The sequence below is a fragment of the Microcoleus sp. B13-B6 genome (assembly GCF_036705405.1).
GTDB lineage: Bacteria > Cyanobacteriota > Cyanobacteriia > Cyanobacteriales > Microcoleaceae > Microcoleus.
Genome location: NZ_JAUBUJ010000113.1, coordinates 1 through 26,378 on the forward strand (window position 1 = coordinate 1; position 26,378 = coordinate 26,378).

Annotated in this window: 19 protein-coding genes and 1 pseudogene; 8 read left to right on the top strand and 12 right to left on the bottom strand. The window is 45.5% G+C overall.

Annotated elements, in window-relative coordinates:
• From iscB (QUB35_RS33190) to QUB35_RS33200, 3 genes are all read right to left on the bottom strand, one after another.
• The coding region (iscB, locus tag QUB35_RS33190) for an RNA-guided endonuclease IscB (RefSeq protein WP_333146352.1) at nucleotides 1–656 on the bottom strand (656 nt) is incomplete at its 3' end.
• A gap of 458 nt (nucleotides 657–1,114) precedes the next feature.
• Nucleotides 1,115–1,612, bottom strand: coding sequence for a hypothetical protein (locus tag QUB35_RS33195; protein ID WP_333146355.1), 498 nt, complete (start codon nucleotides 1,610–1,612; stop codon nucleotides 1,115–1,117).
• 389 nt (nucleotides 1,613–2,001) lie between these two features.
• Nucleotides 2,002–3,006 carry an RNA polymerase sigma factor, RpoD/SigA family gene (locus QUB35_RS33200; protein ID WP_333146357.1) on the bottom strand — a complete coding sequence of 335 codons (1,005 nt, stop codon included), beginning with the start codon at nucleotides 3,004–3,006 and terminating at the stop codon, nucleotides 2,002–2,004.
• A 999-nt stretch (nucleotides 3,007–4,005) separates the two neighbouring features.
• Between QUB35_RS33200 and QUB35_RS33205 the strand changes: the two genes are divergently transcribed.
• Nucleotides 4,006–5,556: an ATP-binding protein gene (locus QUB35_RS33205; RefSeq protein ID WP_333146359.1), complete on the top strand. Its 1,551-nt coding sequence runs from the start codon at nucleotides 4,006–4,008 to the stop codon at nucleotides 5,554–5,556.
• Between the two features lie 46 nt (nucleotides 5,557–5,602).
• On the opposite strand, the gene QUB35_RS33210 is transcribed toward QUB35_RS33205, so the two are convergent.
• The 5 genes from QUB35_RS33210 to ribBA all read right to left on the bottom strand — a co-directional run bounded on the left by QUB35_RS33210 (nucleotide 5,603) and on the right by ribBA (nucleotide 13,120).
• Nucleotides 5,603–7,336: an ATP-binding protein gene (locus QUB35_RS33210; RefSeq protein ID WP_333146362.1), complete on the bottom strand. Its 1,734-nt coding sequence runs from the start codon at nucleotides 7,334–7,336 to the stop codon at nucleotides 5,603–5,605.
• Nucleotides 7,337–7,478: 142 nt separating this feature from the next.
• Nucleotides 7,479–8,912 carry a pentapeptide repeat-containing protein gene (locus tag QUB35_RS33215; RefSeq protein ID WP_333146364.1) on the bottom strand — a complete coding sequence of 478 codons (1,434 nt, stop codon included), beginning with the start codon at nucleotides 8,910–8,912 and terminating at the stop codon, nucleotides 7,479–7,481.
• A gap of 72 nt (nucleotides 8,913–8,984) precedes the next feature.
• On the bottom strand, nucleotides 8,985–10,256 hold the full coding sequence (gene iscB / locus QUB35_RS33220) for an RNA-guided endonuclease IscB (RefSeq protein WP_333146366.1): 1,272 nt from the start codon (nucleotides 10,254–10,256) through the stop codon (nucleotides 8,985–8,987).
• 187 nt (nucleotides 10,257–10,443) lie between these two features.
• A complete protein-coding gene (locus QUB35_RS33225) occupies nucleotides 10,444–11,037 on the bottom strand; it encodes an HAD domain-containing protein (protein WP_333146368.1) in 594 nt (197 codons plus the stop codon).
• A 391-nt stretch (nucleotides 11,038–11,428) separates the two neighbouring features.
• A complete protein-coding gene (gene ribBA, locus QUB35_RS33230; RefSeq protein ID WP_333146370.1) occupies nucleotides 11,429–13,120 on the bottom strand; it encodes a bifunctional 3,4-dihydroxy-2-butanone-4-phosphate synthase/GTP cyclohydrolase II in 1,692 nt (563 codons plus the stop codon).
• A 234-nt stretch (nucleotides 13,121–13,354) separates the two neighbouring features.
• Here ribBA and QUB35_RS33235 point away from each other — a divergent pair, with 234 nt between their 5' ends.
• The 4 genes from QUB35_RS33235 to QUB35_RS33250 all read left to right on the top strand — a co-directional run bounded on the left by QUB35_RS33235 (nucleotide 13,355) and on the right by QUB35_RS33250 (nucleotide 19,594).
• Nucleotides 13,355–14,680, top strand: coding sequence for a transposase (locus QUB35_RS33235; protein WP_333146371.1), 1,326 nt, complete (start codon nucleotides 13,355–13,357; stop codon nucleotides 14,678–14,680).
• 163 nt (nucleotides 14,681–14,843) lie between these two features.
• Nucleotides 14,844–15,005 (top strand): hypothetical protein, encoded by a 162-nt coding sequence (locus tag QUB35_RS33240; protein ID WP_333146373.1) that lies wholly within the window; start codon nucleotides 14,844–14,846, stop codon nucleotides 15,003–15,005.
• Between the two features lie 103 nt (nucleotides 15,006–15,108).
• Nucleotides 15,109–15,264: a hypothetical protein gene (locus tag QUB35_RS33245; RefSeq protein WP_333146375.1), complete on the top strand. Its 156-nt coding sequence runs from the start codon at nucleotides 15,109–15,111 to the stop codon at nucleotides 15,262–15,264.
• Between the two features lie 187 nt (nucleotides 15,265–15,451).
• On the top strand, nucleotides 15,452–19,594 hold the full coding sequence (locus tag QUB35_RS33250) for a WD40 repeat domain-containing protein (RefSeq protein WP_333146377.1): 4,143 nt from the start codon (nucleotides 15,452–15,454) through the stop codon (nucleotides 19,592–19,594).
• Nucleotides 19,595–19,654: 60 nt separating this feature from the next.
• On the opposite strand, the gene QUB35_RS33255 is transcribed toward QUB35_RS33250, so the two are convergent.
• A complete protein-coding gene (locus QUB35_RS33255; RefSeq protein ID WP_333146379.1) occupies nucleotides 19,655–20,098 on the bottom strand; it encodes a hypothetical protein in 444 nt (147 codons plus the stop codon).
• A 287-nt stretch (nucleotides 20,099–20,385) separates the two neighbouring features.
• Here QUB35_RS33255 and QUB35_RS33260 point away from each other — a divergent pair, with 287 nt between their 5' ends.
• Nucleotides 20,386–22,560 carry a caspase family protein gene (locus QUB35_RS33260; protein ID WP_333146381.1) on the top strand — a complete coding sequence of 725 codons (2,175 nt, stop codon included), beginning with the start codon at nucleotides 20,386–20,388 and terminating at the stop codon, nucleotides 22,558–22,560.
• Nucleotides 22,561–22,754: 194 nt separating this feature from the next.
• Here the strand turns inward: QUB35_RS33260 and QUB35_RS39315 are convergent.
• Both QUB35_RS39315 and QUB35_RS33270 read right to left on the bottom strand, forming a co-directional pair.
• A pseudogene (locus tag QUB35_RS39315) lies at nucleotides 22,755–22,886 on the bottom strand (3,4-dihydroxy-2-butanone-4-phosphate synthase); the annotation flags it as partial.
• 124 nt (nucleotides 22,887–23,010) lie between these two features.
• On the bottom strand, nucleotides 23,011–23,745 hold the full coding sequence (locus QUB35_RS33270) for an MBL fold metallo-hydrolase (protein WP_333146389.1): 735 nt from the start codon (nucleotides 23,743–23,745) through the stop codon (nucleotides 23,011–23,013).
• Between QUB35_RS33270 and QUB35_RS33275 the strand changes: the two genes are divergently transcribed.
• Nucleotides 23,644–23,955, top strand: a complete 312-nt coding sequence (locus QUB35_RS33275) for a hypothetical protein (protein ID WP_333146391.1) — start codon at nucleotides 23,644–23,646, stop codon at nucleotides 23,953–23,955. The genes QUB35_RS33270 and QUB35_RS33275 overlap by 102 nt on opposite strands.
• Nucleotides 23,956–24,066: 111 nt before the next feature.
• On the opposite strand, the gene QUB35_RS33280 is transcribed toward QUB35_RS33275, so the two are convergent.
• A complete protein-coding gene (locus tag QUB35_RS33280; protein WP_333146385.1) occupies nucleotides 24,067–24,837 on the bottom strand; it encodes an SDR family NAD(P)-dependent oxidoreductase in 771 nt (256 codons plus the stop codon).
• 945 nt (nucleotides 24,838–25,782) lie between these two features.
• On the opposite strand from QUB35_RS33280, the gene QUB35_RS33285 reads away from it, so the two are divergent.
• On the top strand, nucleotides 25,783–26,094 hold the full coding sequence (locus QUB35_RS33285; RefSeq protein WP_333146387.1) for an RNA-binding protein: 312 nt from the start codon (nucleotides 25,783–25,785) through the stop codon (nucleotides 26,092–26,094).
• Nucleotides 26,095–26,378: the final 284 nt, after the last annotated feature.

A 26,378-nucleotide genomic window follows, 5' to 3' on the forward strand; every position in this document is an offset into this window, starting at 1 on the left:
GATCCGCCCTTGGCTTTGGGATGAATGTGCTCTACTTGTAGAGGTGTATCAACAACTCCACAATACGCGCACTTTCTATCCCATTTATTGAGTAAATATTCGCGGATCTCGTAGCCACATAAAACACCTTGCTGATACTCCAATCCGCTAATTTCCGGGTTTTCTATTTGCTGGAGGTCGAACCGGACAAGTTCTTGAACAACAGAAGAAATTGGCGCAACCTTTATCAATCTAGTTACCCATGTTAGGGTTGTTTCGACACGATGTTGTAAGCTTGGAGTCAGCCACTCTTTCGGGCGAGTTCTATTTAAAAATCTAGCTTTTCGGTAGCGGGTATGGCGATTTCTTCTGCCTCTACGCAATGAACGGCGCGACTCCAGACTGGCTTTGATAGCTTGCCCCCTGTGGGTTAGTTCTGCGCCAAAGATTACGTTTTCTCCTTGGACTAATGCGATTCCCGTGGTTTTGGAGCCAGGATCTAATTTAAGAGTGATTGGTTTTTGGGGTACTGTTACCTCTACTTTGAGAATTATCGTGAATGGATACCTCCTGAAAACAGCAGCTTTGCCAGTGGTTAGCACTTTGCGAGCCAATCCTGGGCGGATTGGATTGAGCGGTCGTTTTTGAGTATCACGTACAAAAACAAAATTAGACATTAAATGTCCTCCATTTCTGGGTAATGTTTGCTTCGTCAATGTTTAAGGTCGGTAACTATTTCAAAAGCACTGGCTTAACCCTTACACCTGTTTAACTTTTGAATTCTAGAGCAGAAAACTAGCACGCATTTTCTGGTAGGTACTTGAACGCTTACCTTAAACGTAGTGGGCGAACCACTTAGACTGGTCAACTCGGCTTTTTCAAGCCCACACCGTATCGGTACTCCGTAGCTTGCGGGTCGCGTAGCGACATCGGTGTCGGGTGATTGACGTGTGTGGTGTCCGTCCGAAATTCTCAACTCAGGAGCAATTTTACTACTGTTTCCTGAACCCTGACCGAAAGCAATTTGGTCCGGGGGCGCCCGATGTATCAGTGGGGTTGCTTTCTTCAATTCTAAAATCTAAAATCTAAAATCTAAAATCTAAAATCTATTGACTGGTGGCGCAGCGCGTGTTTCCTACTTTTCCCACACTTGCTCTTTGTGAGATTCCGTGCAAAGACCCAAGATGCGATGATCGTTGTCGCTGATGATGGAAATTGGGTAATACTGTTGCAGGTTTACGGAGTAGGGAGAGCGACTGCCGTCGTAAGTGTCCACTACTGTTAAATTTAACTGAGTTCGATCGCCCGTGCCGTAAAAACAGTAAAAAGCAGACCGAGGCAGGTAAAAAGCGCCGACTACCTTACTCTGCCGCATTTCAAATACAAAATATTCCTGTTTAATTTCCTCTGGCTTGCTCGACTGACCGTAGAGGTAAATGCCATCGGCTAAACCTGTGCTAGCTGTATCTGGCGGAGGATTTGGCGGGGATTGCGAGCTTAAAACGCCGGATTTGATGTCCGAGTCGTGTGCCCGCCGTGCGGGGAATGCGATGCTGAAGTTACCGGGCGAGAGAGCAAGCACGATCGCGATCGCTTCTAAACTTCCTGTCAATATCAAATAAGTCAAAACCACTCCAGACCCCAAAATTTAAAATAGCTGGTTCCAAGCGCCTCTTGTACCATTTTCACAAAGATCGTAGATAAACCGGGTATTTGGCTTAATGTTGGCTATTAACTTGAAGGAACGATCGCCCGCCCGATGGCTGAACTTAAATCTAAGATTAGTTTTGACCAATTTTGCGTCCGCCCCGATCTGGCGATCGACCCGTCAAATAATACCATTTTAGATTTGAGATTTTAGATTAAAGAATTGAATAATTTGGCGTGACCTATTCCATAAGGGTTTGGATCACGGGCCTACATTTCCCTTCTTTTTTTTAACTGGTATAAAAGTATCCTTCCCAGCAGCGCCAACACGAAAAAAAAGTTGAGATTTTGGGGAAAATCTCAACTTTTTTAGTATTAACTAGCCAAGTATTCTCGGACTTGAGATTGGCGGCGGCGCAGGTGGGCGAGGGCTTGATGTTCTAGCTGCCGCACCCGTTCCCGGCTGAGATTTAACCGTTCTCCGACTTTCGCCAGAGACATTTCGGTGCCGTCTTCCAAACCGAAGCGCAGAATTATTACATCTCGCTGCTGGGGGGTAAGTTCTGATATCAAAGTATCGAGGTCTTGCCGCAGCAATTCCGAGGTAATGTAGTTTTCTGGAGATGCCGTTTCGTCTTCTAAGAGTTCTTGGAGTTCGGTATCTTGGTTGTCTCCTACCCGCAAGTCCAAAGAAACTGGATGTCTTGCCATCAGCAGGTATTCCCGAATCTGGGAAGGGTGCAGTTCGAGGGCGGTGGCAATTTCGCCAGGGGAGGGAGACCTGCCCAACTGCTGCGTGAGTTCCCGCTGCACTTTTTTGATTTTGTTGAGTTTTTCGGTGATGTGAATTGGCAATCGAATTGTGCGGGCGTGTTGGGCGATCGCGCGGGTAATTGCTTGCCGAATCCACCAGTAGGCATAGGTAGAAAATTTGTATCCCCGCATCGGGTCAAATTTTTCGACTCCTCGTTCTAAACCAAGAGTACCTTCTTGAATTAAATCCAAGAATTCCATATTGCGTTTCTGGTATTTTTTGGCGATCGCCACTACTAGCCGCAAATTCGCTTCAATCATCTTTTGCTTAGCCCGCCGCCCTATGTGTAAGATGCGGCTAAGTTCAGGTTCGGTCAACTCCATTTCGGCAGCCCACTCTTGATCCGTCAGATCCCGCTGCCATTCTTTAGCAAGTGCTTGTTTTGCTTCGATTAATTTCATCATTTGCTGCACTTGCTTCCCGAAAACAATTTCTTCTTCTCGGGTTAGCAGGGGTACGCGACCGATCTCGTGCAGATAGGCACGAACCGTATCCGTTGAGGAGTATGGCCGGCTGCCCATGCGATCGGCTTTCACTGTTTTGTTTTTGGGGGTTGTGGTGGACATGGGTGAGTATTGCACTCCTTGTAACAACAGATAAAAAGTTGGTGATACCCTGTCCCACTTTTGCAAGTGGGATAAAGACTGCGACAAAGGGGATGTTTCCCCTCTTGTTTATCGGTGACGATCGGTAGAAGCTTTTTGTTTGGGATTACTTTTGTGCTTGATTTCCAGTAATCGCCGTCGATTTTCGGTAGTTCGCTAGCTTTAACGGCTAGTTCAAGGCGAAGTGGAGCAAGAGTTTAGTTTTCTCAATATTATTCCCAATTTTGAGGATCGTAAAGAGTAAAAACCTCTGTCTTAAGGTCAAGATTCTACATTTTTCCTTAAGGTTTTCAATTCCCTGCTAGTTTTAACTGCAACTCAACTTCACAATACTCATGCAGACTCATGCAATTCGAGGGCTGTGTTTTGCTCTCTGTTCCATCATCGCTTGAAATTTGGGCGCTGGCTAGATGCTGCGATGCGAGATAACCGAACCCGATCGCCGTAGTAGTGGCTGTGCATCGCTCATCGTTTCTTGGTTGGGGAGAGGAGTAGGGCGAGAAAAAGAGAATGGGTGAGTGGGAGAGGGGAAGAATGAGAGAAGGGGAGAATGGGTGAGAATAAGAATAAATAGAGCTACTTAAAGCCATAAAACAACTGGCTGTGCCGCTTTTTAAGTTCAATATAATGAGTCCGAGCTACTTAACAATACTTAACTCGATCCAAAATTTATAGATGAGAGGGTTGGGGGGTTAGGGGTGAGGGATGAGGGGATGAGGGGTTGTTACCTATTTTACCTGTTTTTCACGGCTACCATACCTGCTTCGCGGGCTTCATTTTTCCTAAATAGCTGATGGTGCAAGCGACTGATTAATTATTATTTCCAACCGGTTGCAACATGAACTTATTCTGCAAAACGACTGAAAAATTCACTACTCAATATCCGCTATTTAAGCGCCCAGTTAAGCTAATTCTCCAGTACAGTAAACTCAGAGCAGCCCCATTCGCCCCAGTTGACCTATGCCGCGCCACTTCAATACCGCAGGCCCGTGCCGCGCCGACATCCACTATATGTTACCAGCAACGCGTCGCCTCCCGAATTTAGAGCGACTGATTGCCCAGGAAAACTATTTCGTCATCCACGCACCCCGACAAATTGGTAAAACCACGGCGATGCTGGCTTTAGCCAAGCAACTGGTCGATAGCGGGCGCTACACTTCGATCGTGGTTTCGGTAGAATTGGGTTCGCCCTTTAATGACGATCCGCAAAGAGCCCAAGCAGCAATCTTAAGTTCTTGGCGAAGTGAGGCGCGAGTCTATCTGCCACCGGAACTCCAGCCGCCCGCCCAGCAAGAGATGGAGGTAGGACAAGGAATTGAAGAAACACTGCGACAATGGGCTCAAACTTCACCTCGCCCTTTAGCAATCTTCATTGATGAAATTGATTCGCTCCAAAATGAAGTATTGCTGTCAGTTTTGCGTCAGTTACGCAATGGTTATCCCTCTCGCCCGAAAGCGTTTCCGCAATCGGTTGGCTTAATCGGTTTGCGGGATGTCCGCGATTACAAAGTGGCTGTGGGTGGGAGCGATCGACTCAACACATCCAGTCCGTTTAATATTAAAGTGCGATCGATTACTCTCAGAGATTTTAATGCAGGAGAAGTCGCCGAACTCTACGCGCAACATACCCAAGATACCGGACAAGTTTTTACACCTGAAGCCGTAGCCTTAGCGTTTGAACTGACTCAGGGACAACCTTGGTTGGTGAATGCTTTAGCTAAGGAAATCGTCGAAGAATTAGTGACAGATGAATCTAGAGAAATTACGCCCGAACATATTTTAACAGCTAAAGAAATTCTCATCAAACGACAAGATACGCATTTAGATAGTTTAGCAGAACGGCTTAGAGAAAACCGAGTCAAAGCAATTATCGAGCCGATGTTGGCTGGTTTGGAACTTGGTAATATTCCCAATGATGATATTCAATTTTTAATCGATTTGGGTTTGTGTAAGATGGATGTTCAGGGTGGATTGACGATCGCCAACCCAATTTACCGAGAAGTGTTGCCCCGCGTCCTCACCGTAACGCCAATGGCTTCTCTGCCGCAAATTGCACCGAGTTGGTTGACTGAGGTCGGAAAATTAGACACGCAAGCGTTACTCAAAACTTTTCTCGCATTTTGGCTGCAACATGGCGAACCGTTACTCAAAAGCGCGTCTTACCCCGAAATTGCCCCGCATTTGGTGCTGATGGCGTTTCTGCATCGGGTGATTAATGGTGGCGGAACTTTGGAGAGGGAATATGCGATCGGGCGCGACAGAATGGATTTATGCTTGCGCTACGGTGAGGTGACATTGGGAATTGAACTGAAGGTTTGGCGGACTCGGAAAGTCGATCCGTTGAGTAAAGGTTTAGAGCAGTTAGATGGATATTTGGCTCGATTGGGACAAGATTCGGGTTGGTTGGTGATATTCGATCGCAGAGATAATGCACCGGAATTAGAAGAACGGTTGAATACTGAAATTCATACGACGAGTATGGGAAGAATAATTACAGTCATTCGAGCGTGAGGAAGTTGCGGTGAATGTCTCGATATTTTCCGATCGCCAATCCCAACTAAAACCCCAGATCCATTTTAGCAGCTTCAGCTTCTGCAAATACTTGTTCATCCGGCATTTCTTGCCAGTCAATATCCCCAATTTCTCTGTAGAATTGCTCGTCATAGGCGCGAGTTTGCACGACGACGGGCATCGGTACGGCGTGCCCCAAAACTAATGCTTGCTGTTTGGAGTCGAGTTTTGCCAAAACTGAACGCAAACTCTGCCCTCCCGAAACGCCGGTAAAAATAGCATCGATGTCTTTATCGTCGTTTAGCAAAGCTGTGATCCGCGTTCCGACTTGCGACATGACTTCGCCGTCGATGCCGGAGGGACGCTGGTCTACAATCAGCAGGGTGACAAAGTATTTTCGCATTTCTCTGGCGATCGTACCGAAAATAGTCGATCGCACGATCGCCGGATCGAGAAAGCGGTGAGCTTCCTCAATGGTAATCACCAACGGCTGCGGGCGATCGCACGGATTTTTGCTCTGCAAAAACTTCTCAGCTTTCCGCACGTAAGATCCGTGAATGCGGCGAGTAATTACGTTTGCTGCTAACATATAGGACAGCAAATCCGAGTGCGAACCGAACTCAATTACTACATTTTTTCCCCCATCCAAACACTGCAAAACTTCACTCACATAATTTTTCGGACAGCGTTTCCGAATGTATTTCAAATCGTTTAAACGCTCTAATTTTCGCTGCAAAGCCATAATCGAAGATTTATTTCCCCGCTTCTCTTCGCAAAACATTGAAATATCTTCATTGCTCATTTCCAGCAACTTATTGATCCAACTGCTGCCCAACTCGTTTCGCAAAATTATTGCATTTTCGATACTAGCTTCCGACAAATTTAACTCGCGTTGTACCAGCGCGATGTCTTCCACTTCTATTTCATCGAAACTCAAAAATAATTCTTGAGCGTCGCGGACTCCCCGGCGTTTTGTCGATTCTGGATCGAGGGTATAAATCTGAATTTTATCGGGAAACAACTGCCGCAAACCTTTAACAGTGCTGAACTGTTTCCCTTCCGAAACAGCTTCCCACCCGTACTCCGAGTGCATATCAAAAATTAGGTTGACAGCAGCCTGCTTGCGAATAATTCCCGACAAGAGCAAGCGCGTCAGAAAAGATTTTCCCGTTCCCGACTTGCCAAAAACTCCGTTGCTGCGTTCCACAAACCGGTCTAAATCCAAGCACACAGCAACGTCCATGTCAATCGGTTTGCCGATCGCAAAATTGCGGCGGTACGGGTCATCTTCCCAGCCAAAAACTGCCCGAAAATCGGTTTCTTTGGCATCAAACACCTGGGAAAAGTGGCTGGGAATAGTTTTGACCGGCAGCAATTCAATATCCGCACCGGTTTGTGACTCAAAAGAAGCCAAATTTCCTAACGCCAGCTTATTCTCGCGAACTCCGCCGTTTTTCCTCGGGTCGAAAATTGCCTGCTGTTTTTCTCGTTCAGCAGTCAACATCAACATCGGCGACAGTTCGATCGTACCGTAGGTGCTGCTACCGGCTAGCACTGCGAGCAGAAAATCGTCGTCGGGATTGGGAGGATTCGATAAAATGCGGGCGCTAGAAGTTCCGAGAGACACGTCGGTGAGCATACAGAAAAAGTGCGATCGTACCCCCCGCACTACTAGAAATTTCCCCACCCTCATATCTTCCACCGAAACATCGGCGTGCAGTCGCACTTCTAATCCCTTGCTCAGGGAACCTTGAATAACAGAGCCTAACGGTCGATCCATTTTAGATTTTAGATTTTAGATTTTCGATTGTTCAGATAGATTTTAGATTTTAGATTGTTCAGATAAATGACTGCTTTCCTGTCAAATGTCAACTGGCCGCTGTCAACTGTCAACTGCCAACTGCCAACTGCCAAATGACTAATTACCATTCCGATTCTAGCGGCAATTCAAAAAAACTCGGACTCAGATCTATATCGGTCAAATCCGTTTCGCTCAAATAAGCGTCAGTCAAAAATACCCCTTTTAAACTTGCGCCTTTGAGGTTAGTACCTTTCAGGTTAGCACCTCTGAGATTAACTCGGAATAAATGAGCATCGCTCAAATCGGCCTCAGTTAAATCTGCTCCCTCCAAATTTACTCTCATCAAATCTGCTTTTCGGAGATCGGCTTCGTTTAACTTAGCGCCGCTGAGGTCAGCTTTTGTCAAGTCTACACCTCTCAAGTCGGCCCCGCTCAAGTTCGCGAACAGCAAAGTAGCTCCGGTGAAATCTGTCTCCCTCAAATCGGCATCCCTTAAATTAGCGCCGCTGAGGTCAGCCCTTGTTAAGTCTACACCCCGAAGGTCAGCAGAACTCAAGTTTACTTGGTGTAAAATTGCGCCGCTTAAATCGGCTCGTCTTAAATCAGTTCCCTCCAAGTTTGCACCTTTGAGGTAAGCTTTTTTTAAGCTAGCTCTGCTGAGGTCTACATTTTTGAGATTGACCGAAGTTAAGTTAGAAGCGCTCAAATTAGCTCCGCTTAAATCTGACCCGTTTAAGTCTGCTCCGGTTAAATTTACCCCTTGCAGCGATACATTGGGAGCAATTAAATAAGCTCCGCCCAGACTGGGGTCAATGCCTTCTGAAAACAAAGTCTTGTTGCTGTAAACAGCTTTCTCCAAAATCGTGCCGCTCAAACTGGCTTCCCTCAAGTCCGCTGCGCTGAGGTTGGCTCCTGCTAAGTTTGCCCGATCGAGTTTGGCGCCAAATAAAATAGCTTTGTATAAGTTTGTCCGCCGCAAATCGGCTCCTTTTAAATCCGCTTCGGTCAAATCTACCATAGCCAGATTTAAGCCAGGGAGCGAAGCATTGGGAGCTAGCAAAAATGCTCCCATTGCACCCGGATCAATATCTTCGGGAAAGATAGTCCGGTTGTTGTATACGGCCTTGTCTAAAATAGCGCCGCTCAACTGAGAACCGCGCAAATCGGCCCCGCTAAGGTTGGCTCTGGTTAAGTTGGCTTCGTGGAGATTTGCTCCAACTAAATTAGCCTTGATCAAACTTGCTTGTTTGAGGTTGGCGCCCGTGAATTCGGCTCCTACCAGATTAGCTTCTCGGAGGACAGCACCAGTCAAATCAGCTCTAGTGAGGTTAGCTAAATTAAGAAATGATTCAGCTAAATCCGCCCCGCTGAGATTAGCGCCGCTGAGGTCGGCTTCCATCAGGTCTGCATACCTGAGCATAGCGCCGCTGAGGTTGGTTTCTCGGAGATCCGTGCCTCGGAGGTTGGCTCCCCGGAGTTCCGCACCGCCAAGGTTGGTGCCTTTAAGTGCTTGTCCCCTGAGATCTAGTCGGTGCAGAAAGTCACCAACGTTCATCTGTCTTCCCCCTTGGAGACTCCCACTGTACCTGTGCCCAGGTCAGTGGCGAGAGGAAAAGGTGGGCAAGGTTTATGCTGCATACGAATAACCATCCTTTCTGTGAATAATTGAACAATATTTGTGGCTAATTCCTGACACCAACTCTGAGGCGGAAATATTGAATGAGCCACTCGTTCTTACGGCAACACGTCCAACGTATGTACCAATTTTCTTGCCAGAGGTGACGACTGCTTTGACGATATCTCCAGTTTGAAAACCTTTGACAAACTTAAACCTGGGAACATAGCGAGATGGAAATCCGAATTTGTCGGTACGACACATTTGGCGTGTCCCATGTCCAGTCGCTTTAATTAACAACGGCTTGTTTGTTAAAATTTTCAAAGATTCAATGTTCCCAACACAGGCTGCATCTAGCCAATGAGTTTTAGCTAAATTTAATCGAGTGCGATTGAACTTTGTTAAACCGCCACTGCCAGTAGAAACTGGTAAGCCAGTCATACAGAGTCGGTTAAATAACGCCCAACGAGTAGAATTAACCGCTGTTGCATCTTTCAAAGGACCTTTTGCTTGAGACAGAATCCGTTTCAAGACCTCGGGTTTTTTCGAGAGAAACTGCTCAATATTTTGAGTCCCTTTCTTTATATTGCATTTTTCACAAGCAAGGCAAAGATTAGAAATGCGATTAGAACCCCCCTTAGCTTTAGGATGAATATGCTCGACTTGTAATGGTGTATTGCTAACGCCACAGTAAGCGCACGTTCTATCCCATTTGTTCAGCAAATATTCGCGGATCTCGTAGCCACATAAAACACCTTGCTGGTACTCCACTCCGCTAATTTCCGGGTTTTCTATTTGCTGGAGGTCGAACCGCACAAGTTCTTGAACAACAGAAGAAATTGGCGCAAGCTTCATCAATCTAGTTACCCATGTTAGGGTTGTTTCGACACGATGTTGTAAGCTTGGAGCCAGCGACCCTTTCGGGCGAGTTCTGTTTAAAAATCTAGCTTTTCGGTAGCGGGTATGGCGCTTTCTCCTACCTCTACGCAATGAACGGCGAGATTCCAGACTGGCTTTGATAGTTTGACCTCGGTGAGTCAGTTCTGCACCAAAGATTACTTTCTCTCCTTGCACTAATGCAACTCCGCTGGTTTTGGAGCCAGGGTCTAATTTAAGAGTGATTGATTCTTGCGGTACTTTCACCTCTACTTTGAGAATTATTGTGAATGGATACCTCCTGAAAACAGCAGCTTTGCCATTGGTCAGCCATTTACGAGCCATTCCTGGGCGGATTGGATTGAGCGGTCTTTTTTGGGTATCAAGTACAAAAACAAAATTAGACATTTAAGTCCTCCCTTGCGGGGTAATGTTTGCTTCGTCAATGTTTAAGGTCGGTAACTATCTTAAAAGCACTGGCTTAACCCTTACGCCTGTTTAACTTTTAAGTTCTAGAGCAGAAAACTAGCACGCATTTTCTGGTAGGTACTTGAACGCTTACCTTAAACGTAGTGATTAAACACACTTAGACTGGTCAACGCGGCTTTTTCAAGCCCGCACCGTATCGGTAATCCGTAGCTTGCGGGTCGCGTAGCGACATCGGTGCCGGGTTGTTGACTTCCATGTCAAATTCACCCTCTCTATTCCGATACTTTTTTCCTAACCTTTGAAATCCAGTTAGATATTCTGAAATTACCTTTGCTGAGTTCTGGTCAAAACCATTGTAATCATCAATAGCCACAACAGGCGCATCTGGCGGGTAGTGTTCTGGAATATCGTCAATGGCTACCCAAGGTGAGTTTTCTGCTTGATTTTGTCGAAGATACTCAAGAACTTCCTGGTGTCGTAAATATTTGTTTTGATGAATATTTTTGGGGTTGAGAAAAGGGGTGAATCCGATAATACGGATAGCGATATCTGGTGAAAACAATGGCGGGATTACCTCGAAGGGGAATATTTCCCGCCAGGAAGATGAAATTACTACTCGCGCATCAGGATAGGAACGAAGGACATTTTCAAAGTGATTAAGACAACCTGAATTAAATTTCATTATATCTGCTGGCAAACTCGATGTTTCATCTCTTCTGTCAGGAATAAGTACACCATCAATGTCTAAAAAAATTAACATTAATTAAAAAGCCTCTTGAATGATTTAATGACTATTAATACTGCTTAAGAATATAAATGTGCATCGACGGTTCTCTATCAAGTGTCGCTACATCGACTTGTTATATCATGTCCGATCGATTGACCATAATATCTCGGCCGGGCGGGTTTTTGAGATTGTCAATTATTGGCAGATATTGTTGGTGATCCCGCCCCTACCTGATTTCTGGTAATCGACCGGACATAATATTAGACGGCAATCAACATTGTTATTCACTGTTGTTATTGGTGGCTGCTTTCTGACGAAAGGAAGATGCTGGTATCAACAAGTATTGTTCAGAAATTCACAGTTTTTCTTGGCTTCTGCCTTCCCCCCTGCTGGGGTAGGGGGGGTTGGCTTCTACCTTCTGCCTTCAGGGAAGAGGAGCAAAACTGTAGATTTTTTGAGGTTCGAGCCGATCGCAAATTCCGGTTAATTCCGACAACAGGAATGTCTCGCGATCGAGCTGGACTTGCAGGGTTTTGAGCGGATCTCCACCGGAGGAAACCATGAATTCTAATGTTTGCAAATTCGGCTCAGTGCTGATTTCACCCAAAATTTGGCCGATCGCCTTGACGTAAGGATGGTTTACATCCAAGTACCAGTCGGGGGCTGCGAGTCCGGCTTGATCGAAGCCCAGGTGAACGATGAGGGAGCCTTCTCCGAAAAGGGCTATGCCCACCGGCCGCGCTTCTTCTTGCAGCAGCAAGTGCTGGTTAGCCGCCAAATGCCGCAGTTTTTCGAGGTGTTCGTACCGATTTTGAATGGCAGAATCTTCCTCTTTTCCTTCTGCTTTTTCGTTCCACTGAATCGCCACTGTTACTAAATAAGTTTGCAGTAGCATATGACCGAGTTTTTCGGCTTTTGTTGCCAGATAGATCGAGTTGTAATCTGTGGCTTCAATTAGTAAAGGGACGCGATCGGCTACTTCAATGCCGTAACCTTTCAAACCTGCTATTTTGCGCGGGTTGTTGGTAATCAACCGAATTTTTTTAACTCCCAAATCATTGAGCATTTGCGCTCCGACGCCGTAGTTCCGCAAGTCGGCGGGAAATCCCAACCGTTCGTTGGCTTCGACTGTATCGAATCCCAAATCTTGCAGCGAGTAAGCTTTTAGTTTATTTACCAATCCAATGCCCCGACCTTCTTGGCGCAAGTAAACGATGACGCCAGCACCGACATTTTCGATCATTTTCAGTGCCGCTTGCAGTTGCATCCGGCAGTCGCAGCGCAGGGAACCCAAAGCATCGCCGGTCAGGCATTCGGAATGCACCCGCACCATCACTGGTTTGTCTTTAAATTCTGCCGGGTCGCCCTTGACAATAGCAACGTGTTCTGAATTGTCTTGGGTGTCGCGGTAGGCGTAAATCATAAACTCGCCGAATTGAGTGGGCAATTTGGCGACGGTTTCGCGGCGGACGAATCGATCGTGCTTGAGTCGGTAGCTAATTAAGTCAGCAATACTGATTATTTTAAGGTTGTGGGTTTTGGCGTACTCGATTAATTCGGGCAACCTCGCCATCGAACCGTCGGGGTTTTGAATTTCGCAGATGACGCCGGCAGGATACAGGCCCGCGAGTCTGGCGAGGTCAACGGAGGCCTCGGTGTGACCGGCGCGTTTGAGCACGCCACCATCGATCGCCCGCAGGGGGAAAATGTGACCGGGACGGCGCAAGTCTTGAGGTTTGGTGTCCGGGTGGATGGCTACTTGGATGGTGCGCGCCCGGTCTTCGGCGGAGATACCGGTACTGACGCCGTTGACTGCATCGATGCTGACGGTGAAGGCAGTTTGGTTGTTGTCGGTGTTTTTGCTGACCATGAGGGGCAGTTCCAGGCGATCGAGCCTTTCGCCACTCAATGCCAGACAAATCAAACCCCGCGCGTTCACGGCCATGAAATTGATGTTGTCGGGGGTGGCGAATTGGGCAGCACAAATCACATCGCCTTCGTTTTCGCGATTTTCGTCATCGACTACTACCAGAGGGCGACCTGCTTTGAGGTCTGCCAGGGCGCTGTCAATTGAGTCAAATTGAAAGGATTGAGTTGAGGTGTTGTTATTGGACACTGAGAAGTTCAACTAGACAAGCAGGATTCCCCCACTATAGCTTTATGTTACTGGCGGGAGGAATGCGCGTGAGTGATTAGTCCCGTCCCCAACCCAAACAATATCTTTAGATGGGAGGGTTAGGGACGGGCGAGGAACTAATCTTTCGACTACGCTCAAGGCATCGCAAATTCTTGATTCCGTTGACACAATGGTTTTCACGAGATACTCTAAGAAGAGAGTTTGTTGAAAAAAATGCCTCAATTAATCACCGCCAAGCTAAAGCTAAATTTGAATGCCGAGCAAAAAATCTTGGTGTCTCAGACTGCATTGGCTTACCGTGATGCTTTGAACTACACTTCGCAAGTTGCTTTTGATGCAGGCAAATCCAGTAATGGGGCTAAATTACAAAAAGCAGTCTACAGCGAGTTACGGACAAACTTTGGACTGGGAGCGCAAATGGCGTGTAACGTGCCAAGGCAAGTATCGGCAACTTACAAAACCCTGTGGACAAAAGTAAAACACAGTGCAGATGCTATCGCCAAAGGATACACCAAAAAGCGCTACAAAGGGCTAGACAAAGCTCCTAAGTATGTTTCTCGAACTTGCACCTTGAACTATCAGCGGGACTACTCATTTAAAACCGAGCAGAGAGTAAGTATTAACACTCTAAATGGTCGAGTGGTTGTTACTTATGATGGTTACAAAAAGCATCTACAATTGATTGCTAATTGCAAAAAAATTGGTGCAGCTAAGATTGTTTATCAGCGTTCTTCTAAAACTTACTACTTGATGGTAAGTCTAGAAATTGATACTCCTGAGATTGAGCCTACTCAAATAACTAGAGTCTCTGGCGTTGATGTCGGGCAGAGGTATTTGGCAGTAGAAACAGATTTGCAAAACAACTCCAAGTTTTACTCGGGTAAATCTGCCAGACACAAAGCTAACCGCTATCACAAAGCAAGGCAAACTCTTCAGCGTAAAGGCACTCGTTCGGCAAAGCGGAGATTAATCGCTTTGTCTGGAAAAGAAAGACGGTTTATCGCTGATGTTAACCACCAAATCAGCAAGCAAATAGCCAAGCCTAATAGTTTGATTGGACTGGAGAACTTAACCGGAATTCGGGATAGAACTAAGTCCAAGTCGGGTAAGAGGGCTAGCAAGAAACAGCGAAGAGCTAATCGGAATAAGGCTAAATGGTCTTTTGCCGAATTACACGGCTATATTGACTATAAAGCTAATTTAAATGGCTCATTGGCTACAAAAGTTTCGGCTCATTACACTTCGCAAAGTTGCCCAAAATGCGGTCACACATCGAAGGCTAATCGACCCAATAAAGGGTTGCTATTTTGTTGCGAATGTTGCGGACATGAATTGCACGCTGATTTGGTGGGAAGCAGAAATATTGCATTAAGAACGTTGCTACTCCGACAAGATTGGATGAGTACGGGGAGCTTGTCAGTATCCCCTAATGTGTCGAAGGGTGAAACTAAAGCTGAAACCCTGCAAAGGTTTTCGGAGTTGCGGTGGACTTCAGATACAAGCCCCCATCATAGCGGTACTCCGCTTGATGGTGGGTAATTGACGCTATAAACAGTAATGTTATGGAAATAGAATCTATTTGTGATTGTAACCTTTTGTTTCCGACAGGGCGATCGCCGAATCCAGATGAGTTTGACAATATTTCTAAAGTCACTTACTATAATTATTGCATCTTGTCAACAAAATCTCTCCCCAATATTTCATGAGCTTGACTGAGATCGCGAAGCTTTTAGGTAAACCGTACTTCCAAGCTCCTAATTGCCTAATTTACAACCTGGATTGTTTGGAAGCATTGAAGCTGCTGCCAGATCAATTTGTAGATTTAACCGTTACCAGCGGGCCTTATAACATCGGCAAAGAGTAGGAAAAATCCTTGGGTTAGATGAGTATTTAAACTGGTGCGAGCAGTGGATAGCGGAGGTTTACCGGGTAACGATCGATGAGCATTTTGGCTGAATTTAGGTTATTTGTCAATTCGCGATCGGGCTAAAGCAATTCCGATTTCTTACCTGCTTTGGGACAAAGTGCCTTTTTATCTGATTCAAGAAGTTGTCTGGAACTACGGCGCGGGAGTTGCGGGCAGCAAGTTCTTTTCACCCCGCAATGAAAAGTTTCTCTGGTAGGTAAAAAATCCTGATAAGTATACATTTAATTTGGATAAAGAGCTATTCTGGATTTGTGGTGGAAACGGTAGTCTCGCTCACGCAGGCTTTCCGGGCTGTACCACGGGAAGTTTTATTTTTATTATCACCTAAAACTCAGGAAAGCCGTCTAGCTTGTTGACAAATTATCCTATCATTCCTGTGTCTTATGAATAACAATGCTCCGGTCAAAACAATTCTGATTCTGGCAGCTAATCCCAAAAATACGGCTCCGTTGCGATTGGATCAAGAAATCCGGGAAATTGACGAAGGATTACGACGAGCAAATAAACGAGAACTGTATAAATTAGAACAAAAATGGGCCGTGCGTTCCCGTGACTTTTACCGGGCTATCTTAGATTATCAACCGAATATTGTTCACTTTTGCGGACATGGTGCGGGAGAAGATGGAATTGTCCTAGAAGATGATACGGGAAAAATGGCGCTAGTGCAGACAAATGCCCTCGCCAGTATGTTTAAATTGTTTGCCAAAAAAGGGGTTGAGTGCGTAATTCTCAATGCTTGTTATTCGGAAGTACAAGCTGATGCAATTAGCCAATACGTTAATTATGTAGTTGGCATGAATAGAGCCGTGGGAGATAAAGCAGCCGTCGCCTTTGCGGTAGCGTTTTATGATGCTATTGCTGCTGAGTATGCGGTGGAAGAAGCCTACGAGTTAGGTCGTTCTCAGATGATGAGCTTTCGGGAAAACGAAATTCCTGTTCTCAAGACAAAAAAAATACCTAATTCGGCGATTGATGATATTGCAATTAATTTTGAAGAAGTTATTCCGCCTAACCCTTACCAAGGATTAGCTGCCTTTGGAGAAGAAGATGCAGACTTCTTTTTTGGGCAAGAAAAATTTGTGGATAATTTAGTGGAAGTAACGCACAAACAACCATTAGTGCCGGTGGTTGGGCCAAGTGGAAGTGGTAAGTCTTCTGTGGTATTTGCGGGATTAATTCCCAAATTGCGAACAGAGGGAAATTGGTTAATTGAAATTTTCCGTCCGGGAAAAGAACCCTTTGAACCGTTAGCTTTTGCCTTGGTGCGGCAATTAGAACCCGAAGCCGGTGAAACTCAACAACTGCGGGAAACAATGGGGCTAGCAGGTGATTTACGAAACGGTAGAATCACTTTGCCGCAGGTGGTTGCTAGAATTTTAGAGCGCAATCCAGGTAAACGGTTGTTGTTAGTTGCCGACCAATTTGAGGAACTGTACACCCTTTGTCAGGTAAAGGAAGAACAGGAAAGGTTTGCGGATGGGTTACTAACGGCGATTGCTCAAGAAAATATCACATTAGTTTTGACGTTACGGGCTGATTTTTACGGTTACGTACTTTCTTATCGTCCGTTGCGCGATGCTTTGCAAGAGTATACCCCGCAGTTACTCAGTTCCATGAAGCGGGAAGAATTACAGGCAGCTATTGAATTACCTGCTCAAAAATTAGAAGTAGAGTTAGAACCGCAATTAACTCAACGCATTCTCGATGATGTGGGGCAAGAACCGGGTAACTTGCCATTATTAGAATTTGCTTTAACTCGCTTGTGGGAAAAGCAAATCAACCGAGAGTTAACTCACCAAGCTTACGAAGAAATTGGCGGGGTGAAAAAAGCCATTGCCAATCATGCCGAACAAGTTTACCAACAACTGAGCGAAACCGAGAAAAAACAGGCACAACGTATCTTTGTGCAATTAGTGCGTCCGGGGGAAGGAACGGAGGATACCAGGCGCATTGCTACCCGTGCGGAAGTGGGGGAAGATAACTGGAATTTGGTCAGTTATTTAGCGGGATATCCAGCACGTTTGGTGGTGACGGGACGGCAAGAACAGGAAGATACCGTAGAGGTGGTGCATGAAGCGCTGATTCGGGAATGGGGAACGCTGCGCGAGTGGATCAATGCGAACCGTCAGTTTCGGACTTGGCAAGAACGGCTGAAGGTGGCATTACGAGAGTGGAAAAATAACAACCATGATGCTGAAGGGTTGTTGCGGGGTGCGCGGTTGACTGTAGCGGAAGAGTGGTTGCGTCAACGTGCAGATGAAATGACGCAGGAAGAACGAAATTTTATTCAGGTTAGCGTTAAAGAAACGGATAGAGAGAGACAGGAACGGGAACGCGGACGGCGACTGCAAATTATCGGGCTAAGTGGCTTTTCATCTCTAGCAATGATGTTGGCTGGATTTGCCCTCTATCAGCTTCAACAAGCCCAACGTCAGCAAGTGGAACAACTCGCAGCAACTTCTAAAGCTTTGCTAGCTGCAAATCAGCCTGTTGAGGCACTTGTCAATGCTATTGCTGCTGTTGGTTTAGGTAAGTCAACCTTTGTTCAATTTCCCCAATTTATGGATAATTCTGCTCGTGACAGTTTACTAGATGCGATTTTAGTTAACCGGGAATTCAATCGCTTGCAATATAAAAGTGGGGTGACTTCGATAGCTATCAGTCCTGATGGTAAGCGCATTGCCAGTGGGAGTTGGGACAAGACAATTCGCCTGTGGGATGCCACTACAGGTCAGCCACTTGGACAACCCCTAAAGGGACATAAAGCAGGGGTGACTTCGGTAGCTATCAGTCCTAACGGAAAGTTGATCGTCAGTGGTAGTAGTGACAAGACGATTCGCCTGTGGGATGCTACTATAGGTCAGCCAGTTGGAAAACCCCTAGAGGGACATGAAGAATCGATCAGTTCAGTAGCTTTCAGTCCTGATGGTAAGCGCATTGCCAGTGGGAGTTGGGACAAGACGATTCGCCTCTGGAATGTCACTACAGGTCAACCACTTGGAAAACCTCTAGAGGGACATAAAGCTGGGGTGATTTCAGTAGCTTTCAGTCCTGATGGCAAGCGCATTGTCAGTGGTAGTGACGATAAGATGATTCGCCTCTGGAATGCCACAGGTCAGCCTATTGGACAACCCCTAACAGGACATCAGGAAGCTGTTTATTCTGTAGCTTTCAGTCCTGATGGCAAGCGCATTGTCAGTGGTAGTGACGATAAGATGATTCGCCTCTGGAATGCCACAGGTCAGCCTATTGGACAACCCCTAACAGGACATCAGGAAGCTGTTTATTCTGTAGCTTTCAGTCCTGATGGCAAGCGCATTGTCAGTGGTAGTGACGATAAGACGATCCGCCTCTGGGATGCTACAGGTCAGCCTATGGGAAAACCCCTAACAGGACATCAGGAAGCTGTCTATTCTGTAGCTTTCAGTCCTGATGGCAAGCAAGTAGTTAGTAGTAGTCCTGATAAGACGATCCGCCTATGGGATGTCACCATGAGTCAGATCGTTTGGGAATCTAAGGAAGTGGTTAATTCAGTGGCTTTCAGCCCTAATAGCAAGCGGGTTGCCAGCGGACACCAGGACGGTATGATTGGCCTGTGGGATACCACTACACGTCAGCCACTTGGAAAACCGCTAAAAGGACATTTAGAGAATATCTATTCGGTTGCCTTTAGTCCTGATGGTAAGCGTATTGCCAGTGGTAGTGACGATAAGACCATTCGCTTGTGGGATGCCACTACAGGTCAGCCGATTGGAAAACCCCTAATGGGACATCAAAAAGCAGTTTTGTCAGTAGCTTTTAGTCCTGATGGCAAACGTGTTGTCAGTGGTAGTGAGGATAACACTATTCGCTTGTGGAATGCCACTACAGGTCAGCCCATTGGGCAATCCCTAAAGGGACATCAGAAAGCTGTCTGGTCTGTTGCCTTTAGTCCTGATGGCAAGCGTGTTGCCAGTGGTAGTGAGGATAAGACCATTCGCTTATGGGATGCCACCACAGGTCAGCCCATTGGGAAACCTCTAAAAGAACATTTAAGTGAGGTCTATTCGGTTGCCTTTAGTCGTAATGGCAAGCGTATTGCCAGCGGTGGTAGTGATAATACAATTCACTTGTGGGACATTACTAGCGGTCAGCCGAGTGGACAACCTCTAAAAGGACATCAAGATACAATTACTTCCCTAGCTTTCAGTTCAAATAGTAAATGGATTATTAGTGGAAGCCTGGATAAGACCATTCGCCTGTGGGATGCTAATACAGGTCATCCGATTGGACAACCTCTCAAAGTATACAAAGCATCGGTCAATTCGGTTGCTTTCAGTCCTGATGGTAAGTGGATTGTTAGCGGTAGTGAAAATACAATTAGTTTATGGCCAGTTTCTTGGTTGGTTTCCTGGCAACTTCCGCTTGAAATAGCCTGTAAGCAATTGCAGAAACATTTTATCTTCATTCAGCCTAAGAACTATTCGACGCAAGCCGCTAAGAAAACTTGTCAGCAGTACATTCGGGGTTTTGGTCAAAGAAAGTAGTCATCTTAAACTGCGTCCTACTGTAGGCAGTTTAGGATGGCTACTTAATCAGTGTTTTGATCAATGAGTTCCATGAGGACATCGTATGCACTTATTTTTTATATCTCGACATTTACATGTCAAGAAAGTAAGCTGGTCTTTCAGAAATGAAAGAATTTCCTCTTTTCTATCATCTGAAATAGATGGAGGAAAAGCATATTGTGGTTGTCTAATAAGTGATCTAGCAGCTATAGTACAATCAATTATCTCTAAATCTTTATAGACATCACTAAAACCTGTTTTTCTCAATATCTCATTATATTCTTCCCAGATAGTTTTCGATGACTCTGTTGCTTCTCTAACTACCTTTGATGAAACAATGGTAGTAAAATTAACCACTTTAACATCTTTCAACCCATATTTTTGAAGGACTTGGTTAAACTCTTCAAAAAGTGGCTTTAAAACAATTATAATTTCACGCGGGTTTGGTTCTTGATTCTCGGAAATATTAGTATTCTTAGACATACTCAAATTTTCCTTAAGCACTTTAAGATTAAGACTTAGCTCCCGACTCTAGGGCAGTATAACACATAACATGGCAAAAAAATAATATTTTAATATTTCATCAAAATCTCTTTTTCTATATTTAGAGTTTAGTAGGGCATTTGGTGTCAGAACCCATCCAATAGTTAGATAGGTTTTACTTCTGCTATGTTACAGCGGTTCCCGTTGTAATGCAGTACACTAAGCTGTATTACATAAAACCCCCACTTCAACGCTACATAACTATCAAACCTTACCCCCCAACAACCATGACAAACCAAACCCCCAACTTCTACGCCCTCCTCATCGGCATCAATTTCTACTTCCCCCATCGTTTACCAGAAGGTAACTACTACAAAAACTTGCGAGGATGCGTTCCAGATATTAACCACGTCGAAACTTATTTAAAAGACACCTTCAATCTCACCTCCGACCAAATCATTAAACTCACCGCTACAGCTTCCGACAATCCCAACCAACCCCAAGAAGCCCCGGAACTTTTACCCACGTATGAAAATATTGTTGCCAAATTCAAGGAACTAACAGCCAAAGCCCAACCCCAAGACCAAGTATATATTCACTACTCTGGTCACGGGGGACGGGCGAAAACTATTTTTGAAAGCCTCAAAGGTTTTGGTGCATTAGATGAAGCCTTAGTTCCTACAGATATCGGTCAACCAAATTCCCGCTATTTGCGCGATATAGAATTTGCTAAACTCCTCGAAGCAATGGTGGAAAAAGAGTTAGTTGTCACCCTCGTACTCGATAGCTGTCATTCCGGTGGTGCAACGAGAGAAATGAGCGGAGATGACCGGATTCGCGGGGAAGGGTTTATTGATACCACTCCTCGACCTACGGATAGTTTAGTCGCATCGCTTCAGGAATTAGCCCAAAATTGGCAAACTTCAACAGAAAATAGCCGCAATATTACGGTTGTTAATGGTTTGTTACCCGAACCCAAAGGTTATACCTTAATCGCTGCTTGTCGGGATCATGAATTTGCTTATGAAAAGGTTTTTGAAGGAACCGAACGCAACGGTGCTTTGACTTATTTTTTATTAAAAGCTTTGCGGGAAGAGGGAACAGAAATTTCTGTAGAGGAGCTATTTAATAAAATTTCTAGTCAAGTTAACAATGAATTTGTACGACAAACCCCAATGTTGATGGGAGAGACTGATCGCACTTTTTTTGGGGGTCAGTCTGTCTCCTTCACCTCTGGCGCATCCCCTATGCGTAGTGTACCCGTAACTCGCACTGTTCGCACTGTGCCAGTGATGCAAGTAGATATTCCCAAAAACCAAGTTAAATTGCAAATCGGTGAAGCTAGCAGTATTAAAGAAGGAGCAGAATTCGAGATTTTTAAATTCAGAACCAGGGATTTTAAGGATGAGGAAAACCGAATTGCAAGGGTTAAAGTTGTAGAAGTTGGAGCATCCGATTGTTGGGCAGAAGTAACAAAAATAGACAGTATTAGAGCCATCAATCCTAAATTATATCAAGGAATGATTGATAGAGGAATGTTTGAAATTGGTTCTCCTGCTGTTTATGTATCGCCAGGATTGAAACAAATTCGCAAAGTTCGCCTTCTCTTACCTGACACGTCACCACAATTTCCAGGTGTTAATATTGCATCAATTTCTATGGAAATAGAATGGGTGAAAACAGGAGTTGAAGGTCATGGCTGGATAGAGTTTTGTTCGGAAGATGAAAAAGATGAGAATGTAGATTATTTTGTTTCACTGAATTCAGAAGGGGAGTATTGGATTTTAGATGACAATAAAGAACCCATCAAAAATGTTCTTTTTCCGATAAAAATTGATGAACCTGAAGCCACAAAAAGGCTTATCGATCGGTTAATCCATGTTGCCAGATATGAGACTATTTTGGAGCTAGATAATGAGGATGCCTTTGCTACCACCTTAAATGGCAAACTTAAGGTTGAATTAGGTAAATCACAAAAGCGGGAATTTATACCTTTTAATACAGAAGTTCATGTTCCTGTATTGGAAGAATCCGAAAAGTTTTTCGTGCGAATTCATAATGGATCTAAGCGAATTTTAAATATTTCGGCTTTGATATTCCAGCCCGATTTAAGTATTGTCAAATTCTATCCTAAAGGTATTGGTGATGAGTCTGTAGATCCCGGACAAGACAAAGGAACTAGCATTAAACTAGAACTGCCAGAAAATTATCAGGAAGGAGTATTTATCATTAAAGTGTTTGCTACGGTGGATGCAACAAATTTTAATTTTTTGGAATTACCAGCATTAGACCAATCTCGGAAAGGGGTTGAGCATCCAGAACCTAAGAATGCCTTAGAACAATTATTGGCGGCGGTTGTGGATGAAGAAAATCCTAAGCGGAAGATTACGGTTGTGATTGATGCGAGTGAGGAATGGACGACGGAAAAGGTGGAAGTAGTGGTGAAAAAGAGTGGGGTTTGATTTAGAGAATTTTTTAAGAATGCTCCCAAAGCCTATATCCCTCTGCGGTCATTTGTGTTTATCTGCGGTTGTAAGTCAAAAACTTGTTATTCCTGGAAAAGATTAGCCTAATCCTAATCTCAATCCTTTTTCAACATAAAAAGTTACACAGGACTTACGCAACTGGCACATGGTGATGAGTCCGATCGCCCGCAGGGGAAAATGTGACCGAGACGGCGCAAGTCTTGAGGTTTGGTGTCCGGGTGGATGGCTACTTGGATGTTGCGGGCGCGGTCTTCGACCGAGATGCCGATACTGACGCCGTTGACTGCATCAATGCTTATGGTTGCAGTGGATAGCGGAGGTTTACCGGGTAACGATCGATCGAAGAAGGTTTTGGCTGAATTTAGGTTATTTGTCAATTCGCGATCGGGCAAAAGCAATTCCGAACTAAGGATGAAATTTCTAGTTTTAAGAACTCCTATACCCGCCAGCGAAGGCTTTTAACTCAATAGCATCGTGACTGCAAAACACGCGCACATCTTTACTATGCTGCACCGATAATTCGTGCAGCCGACCTTGATTGAGCAACCTAGCCTTGCGATCGACCTCCATCATCCATTGGTACGCGCGCAGACCGGGCGTGCAGCGTCGGTTAGCGGCATCCATCTCGTGTCGGTAGAAATAGGCATCACCTGCGTGCAGAAGCCAGCCATCGGGTGTATCAATGGCAATGCCAGCATGACCGCGCGTGTGCCCCACCAACGGGATTAGCAAAATCTCCGGTGGCAATCCGTCGAGGTCACGGACTGCTTCAAAACCAAACCAAGGTTCGCCACCCGCCGAATAGTATTTCCAGCGTTTGACTTCATCCCACTGCCCCGGACGATAGCGCCTTTTTGTGATGAAACCGTGCCGATCGTGTGCGGCATCGATTTCAGCCTGCATGACATGTACCGTTGCTTCCGGGAAATCCTCTAGACCACCGGCATGATCGAAATCGAGGTGGGTTAGCACAATATGGCGCACATCGCTTGGTGAAAATCCGAGCTGTTCAATTTGATGGATTGCTGTGTACTTGCGATCGAACTGGATGTTATTAAAATGGACGAAAAACGGGCTGAGCCGGGAGTAAGGGGACTTGATATCCCGCAATCCGAAGCCGGTATCAATCAGAACCAGTCCCTGATTCGTTTCAATGAGCAAACAGTGGCAGACGAGGTGAGCCGTCAGACCGCGACTAAAGCCATCGAAAAGCGCCCCTCCAATGGGACACATACAGCCACAATTGAGATGATGAATTCGCATAATTGTCCTGTACTAAATTACTTAGGCGGGAACCATTTATTCCTCAGTTCGCATCCAAGCCCGATGCTGCATAATGCCATCGATGAACGCCTGAGAAAACTCTGCTAAATCGCCACTACTGGGAGAAGTAAACACACTTTTATCGGCTGCAATTTTGCTATTATCTGCGATATTTACTTTCTTTAAATCTGCACATAAGAATAGTAAAACGGGCGGAAATTATTGGTTAGCAGAGCCCGGTTCAGTAAGTTTACTGTGCAGTTCGGCAGTGACGGTATCAGGTAAAACTTTGCTCGCGCTGGCCAGAATCTTTGTCTTGAGTGAACCTGCAATGATGTTGTCCTTACCGGCCATCAAGGCTTCAAATCCCTGTTTGGCAACCTCGGCTGGATCATCTTTCTTGTCTGCGCCCGCCTTGGTGTCGTCCATTCCCGCCCGATGGAAGAAGTTAGTATCGGTTGGGCCGGGCATGAGCGAGGTGACAGTTACACCTGTATCTTTTAACTCATTGCGGAGTCCTTCGGAAAACGAGTGGATGAAGGCTTTGGATGCTGCATAGACTGCCTCGAATGGCCCCGGCATTAGGGCGGCAATGGAGGAAGTGAATAGAATCCGTCCCTCGCCCCGATCGACCATATCCTTAACTACCCGTTTAGCCAAATGCACAGACGAGACAACGTTGAGGTTAATTAGATTTAGTTCGTCCTTTAAGTCTGTCTCGCGGGCAAAGTCGCCACCGACGCCGACACCGGCATTAATTGCGATCGCATCCACTGGCCGATTAGTCGCTTTTATCTGGTTGTAGAGCGTCTCAACACCGTCGTAGGTAGCGAGGTCTGCCTGCACTGTCTCGACTTTGGCACCGAGCCCCTCAAAGGCTTGAGCCGCTTCTTTAATGCTCGCTCCGGTGGCGGTGACTAGGAGATCGAATCCGTTTTGAGCGAACTGTTTGGCGAGTTCGTAGCCGATACCGTTAGAGGCACCCGTCACGACAGCCAAGGGCCGGGTCAACGAACTGTTTATAACCATCTAAAATCCTCTGTAACTGCTTCACACTCGTTTGTCTAGCCTTGCTTCTCTCTGTACCAGACAATTTTTGTGGACTGTGGGCTTTCAACTTTTACAATGCTAGGGAGGTAGGAGTGCGATCGCATCTTTCCCAGGACATAAGCTGTTAGGCATTTAAAGACGGTATAACCGAAAACCAACTTCATGTAATTAGTGTAAAAATGCCTGCATAGAATCAACTCAGAGAAAGAGCAAATAGAGAAATTACAGAAAGCCTTAAAAAACGCATAGAATGGGAATTTTATATCAAAAATTATGATTTTCTTACTGACTGATGCAATAAACTATAGCAATCCTAAATTATTTGCATAATTATTTAGGATTGCTATATATGTAGAAAATGCGCGTAGATATGACTAATAACTCTTTTGATAATTATTTGGGAACCGGCATTCTCTGGCGCTAAATCGGATGCGATGGGAGACGGGAGATGGAAGAGGGGAGATTGACTCGGAAGATTAATCCTGGGCTAAAAAAAATTATCTCTGGTGGAACGGGCAGGAGGCTTGCCCAGGGATAACAGTGCCTGATGTCAGTTATAACTGAATCTCAGGCACTGTTCTCAATCAGACCCAATCAACCTGGTAACAGCGACGAAAAATCTCAGATACCAGGTCGATCGCGCAGCAAGAAACCAAGTGGATGACGCCAAGAGTGTAAGATGTCAGTTATCACCAATACTTTCTGTTGCCGATTGCCCGCTCGGCACCGAAAATTGAAAATCTATGACAGCCAATTGCTGATTCTGCTGGCTTCATGTTATAGTGGTTTTCCAAGAATTAAATTCGGTTGCGTAGTTTGTTGGTGTTTATTTACAAGCGTCTCTCCGAATCTAAGTCTCTGCACCCTAATGATTCTGGAGATTTTATGTCGATTTACGTGGGTAATCTTTCATATGATGTAACACAAGAGGACCTCAACGATGTATTTGCCGAGTACGGTACTGTAAGCCGCGTCCAAGTGCCAATGGACCGGGAAACAGGCAGGATGCGGGGTTTTGCTTTTGTGGAAATGGCAAGCGAGGCAGAAGAAGCAGCCGCCATCGCAGCTTTAGACGGTGCTGAGTGGATGGGCCGTGACTTGAAAGTCAACAAAGCCAAACCTCGCGAAGACAACAAACGCTCATCGGGTGGCGGCGGCTGGGGCGACAAAGATCGCTCTTCACGCGGACGCTACTAAACTTTGACACTGAAAATTTGAGTTTTGGTAGTTGACGGCAGGTGCGAATGCTGCTTTTTTTTCGGGTTGTTCGATCGACCCATCAAATAAAACTCCCAAACCTCTCGCATCAGTTTTGCCCCCTCCTTGGAGGGGGCTTTGTTTTTGGCGAAAAATCCCGCGAGGTACGTCGGCGGTGCTGTTCCCAGTCTAGTTCGTGATTCGATACCCTCTTAGGAGCGCGAATTAAATAACTTACAATTTTAATTGTTATTGTGGGATGGGCGTCCCGCCCGTCCAAAAAG

Excerpts from the sequence above, each read along its gene's own strand:
- QUB35_RS33205 (WP_333146359.1), top strand. The coding sequence starts at position 4,006 with ATGCCGCGCCACTTCAATACCGCAGGCCCGTGCCGCGCCGACATCCAC.
- QUB35_RS33285 (WP_333146387.1), top strand. The coding sequence starts at position 25,783 with ATGTCGATTTACGTGGGTAATCTTTCATATGATGTAACACAAGAGGAC.
- QUB35_RS33225 (WP_333146368.1), bottom strand. The coding sequence starts at position 11,037 with ATGTTAATTTTTTTAGACATTGATGGTGTACTTATTCCTGACAGAAGA.
- iscB (WP_333146366.1), bottom strand. The coding sequence starts at position 10,256 with ATGTCTAATTTTGTTTTTGTACTTGATACCCAAAAAAGACCGCTCAAT.
- QUB35_RS33235 (WP_333146371.1), top strand. The coding sequence starts at position 13,355 with ATGCCTCAATTAATCACCGCCAAGCTAAAGCTAAATTTGAATGCCGAG.
- QUB35_RS33200 (WP_333146357.1), bottom strand. The coding sequence starts at position 3,006 with ATGTCCACCACAACCCCCAAAAACAAAACAGTGAAAGCCGATCGCATG.
- QUB35_RS33210 (WP_333146362.1), bottom strand. The coding sequence starts at position 7,336 with ATGGATCGACCGTTAGGCTCTGTTATTCAAGGTTCCCTGAGCAAGGGA.
- QUB35_RS33250 (WP_333146377.1), top strand. The coding sequence starts at position 15,452 with ATGAATAACAATGCTCCGGTCAAAACAATTCTGATTCTGGCAGCTAAT.
- QUB35_RS33260 (WP_333146381.1), top strand. The coding sequence starts at position 20,386 with ATGACAAACCAAACCCCCAACTTCTACGCCCTCCTCATCGGCATCAAT.
- QUB35_RS33255 (WP_333146379.1), bottom strand. The coding sequence starts at position 20,098 with ATGTCTAAGAATACTAATATTTCCGAGAATCAAGAACCAAACCCGCGT.
- QUB35_RS33275 (WP_333146391.1), top strand. The coding sequence starts at position 23,644 with ATGGACGAAAAACGGGCTGAGCCGGGAGTAAGGGGACTTGATATCCCG.
- QUB35_RS33240 (WP_333146373.1), top strand. The coding sequence starts at position 14,844 with ATGAGCTTGACTGAGATCGCGAAGCTTTTAGGTAAACCGTACTTCCAA.
- QUB35_RS33215 (WP_333146364.1), bottom strand. The coding sequence starts at position 8,912 with ATGAACGTTGGTGACTTTCTGCACCGACTAGATCTCAGGGGACAAGCA.